Annotated in this window: 5 protein-coding genes; all 5 read right to left on the bottom strand. The window is 64.3% G+C overall.

Features of this window, described 5'->3' with window-relative positions:
- Positions 1-247: 247 nt before the first annotated feature.
- Positions 248-1,705, bottom strand: coding sequence for a dihydrolipoyl dehydrogenase family protein (locus tag A5636_RS23230; protein WP_065160987.1), 1,458 nt, complete (start codon positions 1,703-1,705; stop codon positions 248-250).
- Entirely contained in the window at positions 1,702-2,439 is a 738-nt protein-coding gene (locus tag A5636_RS23225) for a haloacid dehalogenase type II (RefSeq protein WP_081287957.1), read from the bottom strand. The genes A5636_RS23230 and A5636_RS23225 overlap by 4 nt, the downstream gene beginning before the upstream one ends.
- Complete coding sequence (locus A5636_RS23220) at positions 2,382-2,945, bottom strand: TMEM175 family protein (RefSeq protein WP_253900682.1); 564 nt, start codon at positions 2,943-2,945, stop codon at positions 2,382-2,384. Before A5636_RS23220 ends, A5636_RS23225 begins: the two co-directional genes overlap by 58 nt.
- A gap of 12 nt (positions 2,946-2,957) precedes the next feature.
- On the bottom strand, positions 2,958-3,872 hold the full coding sequence (locus A5636_RS23215; protein WP_065160985.1) for a DUF427 domain-containing protein: 915 nt from the start codon (positions 3,870-3,872) through the stop codon (positions 2,958-2,960).
- Between the two features lie 14 nt (positions 3,873-3,886).
- Positions 3,887-4,268 (bottom strand): zinc-binding dehydrogenase (locus tag A5636_RS23210; RefSeq protein ID WP_155763969.1); only part of this gene is annotated, 382 nt, incomplete at its 5' end.

The following is a 4,268-nucleotide window of genomic DNA, read 5'->3' as shown; positions in this document are numbered from 1 at the left end:
CCCCGGGAACACAGGTAGCGCTCAATCAGACTGGTACTCAGTGGCTCGCCTAACGGCTCGGTCATGGTACCCATGCTGAGGCCGGCGGCTATGTGGATGCTGCGGCAAGAGACAGCGCTTGCCAAGAATCAGTTGAGAATTCGCTGAGCAGTCCGAACCCAGAAGAGCTGAAGGCTGCCCGGCCGCTCGCCGTCAGGGCCGGGATGGAACCCAGCCCGGGCGCGATGGATGACGCAGACCGGTGCTGCTAGACGAGCAGGTACTCCGAATCACGGTAGGCCTCAAGAAGTCTCAGCCATAGCTCACTGATGGTCGGGAAGCACGGAACCGCGTGCCAGAGGCGGTCGATGGGGACCTGACCCGCGACGGCGATGGTGGCCGCGTGCAAAAGCTCCGTGACGCCCGGTCCTACCAGGGTGACCCCCAGGACACGGCGCGAATCCACGTCGACCACCATGCGCGCGCGGCCGGTGTAGCCGTCGGCGAACAGCTTGGCGCCGGTGACGAGATCGCCGATTTCGACGTCGATGATCTTGGCGCGGTGACCCGCCTGAGCCGCCTGTTCGGCGGTCAGACCGACGGCGGCGGCTTCCGGGTCGGTGAAGAAGGCCTGCGGCACCGCGTGATGATCCGCGGTGGTCGCATGCACGCCCCACGGCGCGGTGTCCAAGGGCTGCCCCGCGGCGCGGGCGCCGATCGCCGCGCCGGCGATCCGGGCCTGATACTTGCCCTGGTGGGTCAACAGTGCGCGGTGAATGACGTCACCGGCCGCATACAGCCAGCCGTCCTCGACGGCGCGGACGCGGCACGTGTCATCGACGTCGAGCCAGGTTCCCGGCGTCAATCCGACTGTGTCCAAACCTATGTCGTCGGTGAGCGGCGCCCGGCCGGTAGCGAACAACACTTCGTCGACTTCCAGCGCGTCACCTTCTTCGAACTCGAGGACCACCGGCCCGTCGGCCTCAGGGCGGCGCAACGCGCGGACCGACACACCCATGCGCACGTCGATGCCCGCGGCGGTCAACCCACGGTCGAGGAGTTCGCCGACGAACGGTTCCATTCGCGGCAGCAGCTGCGACCCCCGCACCAGCAACGTCACGGCAGAACCCAATCCCTGCCAGGCCGTGGCCATTTCGACGCCAACCCCACCGGCGCCGATCACCGCGAGCCGGGGCGGAACCGAACTGCTGTCGGTGGCCTGCCGGTTGGTCCAGGGCCGGGCTTCGACGATGCCCGGCAGGTCGGGAAGTACAGGCTTGCTGCCGGTGCAGACCACGACAGCGTGCCGGGCCGTCAGCGTCAACTGTCCAGCATCGGCAGTGGTGACCGAGACCCGTCGTGGTCCGTCCAACCTGCCGTGGCCGCGGAGCAACGTGGCGCCGATGTTTTCCACCCAGTCGGCCTGTCCGCTGTCGTCCCAGTTGGTCACATACCGGTCGCGGCGACCGAAGACGCCGGCGGCGTCGATCGCACCGGTGATCGCCGCCCGCGCGCCCTCCACCCGGCGGGCGTCCGAGACGGCCAGGACCGGACGCAGTAATGCCTTGCTCGGCACACAGGCCCAGTACGAACACTCGCCCCCGACCAGTTCTCGCTCGACGACGGCGACGCTCAGGCCCGCGGCCCGGGCCCGGTCTGCGGCGTTCTGACCAACCGGCCCGCCGCCGAGGACGATGCCGTCGAATTGCTGCGGTTCCGTGCTCATTCGCGGTCCCTTCTCAGATGTCTGGCCAGCTCGCGCAGATCATTGACAACGATGTCCGGCCGGGGAAGGCCGTCTATCGGCGGGTTGCCGGGCCGGGAGATCAGCGCCGAGCCCAATCCCACATTCCGGGCGCCGAGCAGATCCCAGACGTGCGCCGCCACCATCATGCAATCGGCCGGTGATACCCCGAGTTCCCGGCACGCGTAGCGATAGACCACCGGGTCAGGTTTGAAGGCCCCGCAGGAGTCCACGCTGAACTGTCGCTCGAAAAGCTCTGCCAGTCCGGCGTTCTCGAGCGGTGTCGGCGTCCCGGCACGGTGCGGCGAGTTGGTCAAGGTAACCAGCCGAAAGCCGTTGGCGCGCAATTCCGTCAAGCCGTCCACCACATCGGGATGAGCCGGCATGCTGCGCAGCGCCACCCGCCACCGGTCGATCTCGTCGTCGGTGATCCGCACGTGATAGGTGTCAGCGAGCATGCGCAGCACGGCTTGCCCGAGGGTGAAGAAGTCGAGGTAGTGATCGGACAGCGTGACCGTCATCGAGTACAGGACAAGCTGATTGAACCACTCCCGCAGGACCCGCCGATCTCCGAACACGTCGACGAAAAACGTTGCCATCGAGCCAATGTCGAGCAGAGTCTCGTTGACGTCGAAGACCAGGACAGCGGGCGGCGGTGCTATTGGTCGACCTTCTTCGGTGCGGTGATGTCGGGTCTGATGTACCCGATCAAACATAGACATATCAACGCCATGGCGGCCAGTGGCCAACCAAGGGCGACTAATGCTGCCGTTCCGAACCCGCCGATCGTCACGAGCGACCTCATTCGCAGCCGCGCGGGCCGGTCGACCGCCTCCAGACAGAGCGCGAGGTAGGTGATGTCGACGAACATGAAGATGGACGCGTAGACCGTGACCGGTGCGGAAGCCAACCTGCTGTCCGCGATCCACTCGGTGGCGAACGGGATCAGGGACACCGCGAATAGATGCGCGAAATTCGACCAAATCAACCTGGGTGTCGCGGCGGCCGCGAAGCCGAACAGGTGATGATGGTTGACCCAGACGATCGCGATGAACAAATAGCTGACGACGTAACTAAGTCCGGTCGGCCAAAGCGGCAGTAAGGCACTGAAGGAAGCGGTGCTGGGGGCGTCCAGTTTGAGTACCAGGATGGTGATGATCACCGCGAACACGCCGTCGGAGAATGCCCTCACCCGATCCGGATTGGTTTGTCGATTCGTCACCGCCGAACCTTTTCAGGCCGAGCCATGGGTGTGTTCTTCCAATTGAACTGGCACGCGCGAGGTGCCGATGGTCCGCGTCACCTCGTAGGTGTCCAGTCCGCGGTCAACACCATGCGGGATGACGGTTTGACCTGGCTCGAGGTGCAACTGCTTGCCATCGATATAGACATCGATCTTGTCCGGCTCGAATGACACGAAGTTGTTCACCCGAGCCACCTCAGTCCAGGCGTTGATGTAGGACCATGCCGCTCGCTTGTGGGCACCGATGTCGTAGTAGGAAGCAATGCCCTTATACGGGCAGAACGTCTGTGCATCGACGAGTTTGAGTGCGGCTTCGTCGATATCCCCGCGTGGCACATACCAGCGCGGCGCGAAACCCGACTCGTACAGCGCCAAGACGCGCTGGGTGTCCGCGATCACCTTGTCACCGTCCCGGACAACAAGATGCCGTGAGGTCGAACGGATATCAATGCGGTGGTAGGCGTCGCTGGCGTGCCCGACGATGCGCTCATCTTCCTCGTAGAAGGCATCCATGGCACGCCACGCGAAGGCCAGCCGTCCGTCCAATACGCCCGCATACTGCGGCAGTCTGGTGTGTGCCCACGCGCTGTGACGCGCTTCGTGCTGCGGAACTCTGACTGTGTACCAGCGAGTCTCACCCAGATCCGTGTGCTGCGTGACCCGGTCTTCGAGTATCAGCGTGTCCGCTCGGATATCGCCGCGCGGAAAGTAGGCCACCGGATAGCGGCCTGGTTCGTGCAACAGCACGACGTCTTCGCTGTCAGCTATCCACTGTTCGCCGAAGAATACCCGCATGCGCCGTCGCAGCGGTTCGGCGAACAGCAGGCGCGGCGGTAACGGTTGCTCGGTGAGGAAGTGTCCGATCGACCCGGTTGCCAGCGGCCCCTGCTGCCATGCTAAACCCATTGCGGCGGAGCCTGTTACGCGTCGTCCATCACGACGACCATCTTGCCGCCGGCTTCTCCCGACTCCATCACCCGGTGTGCTTCGCGGATCTGGTCGAAAGAAAATACCCGCGACGGCTTTGCTTCGAGACGACCTTCCGCCACCTGCCGTGCGATGTCTTGCAGAGGCACATCTGAGAGTGGGAATCCCGGAGTGCCGAAGACGAAGCTGCCGAAGAAGTTCAGATTGACACCCGACGCCATGCGCAACAGTGGATTGAAGTCACCGATAGGGTCCAGGCCGCCGAGCCATCCAGCAAGGCAGGCTGTGCCACCGCGCTTGAGCATGTCCAGTGAATCGAGAATGGTGCTGTTGCCTACGAGATCGAGGACGGCGTCGAGTTGTTTTGCCTCGGCG

It is taken from the genome of Mycobacterium asiaticum, assembly GCF_001673315.1.
Lineage (GTDB): Bacteria > Actinomycetota > Actinomycetes > Mycobacteriales > Mycobacteriaceae > Mycobacterium > Mycobacterium asiaticum_B.
Note: the sequence above shows the minus strand (reverse complement) of the source record. Positions and strands in the feature narration are given on the sequence as shown.

Bases quoted from the DNA above. Each gene is read 5' to 3' on its own strand.
- A5636_RS23230 (WP_065160987.1), bottom strand. From the start codon at position 1,705: ATGAGCACGGAACCGCAGCAATTCGACGGCATCGTCCTCGGCGGCGGG.
- A5636_RS23225 (WP_081287957.1), bottom strand. From the start codon at position 2,439: ATGTTTGATCGGGTACATCAGACCCGACATCACCGCACCGAAGAAGGT.
- A5636_RS23215 (WP_065160985.1), bottom strand. From the start codon at position 3,872: ATGGGTTTAGCATGGCAGCAGGGGCCGCTGGCAACCGGGTCGATCGGA.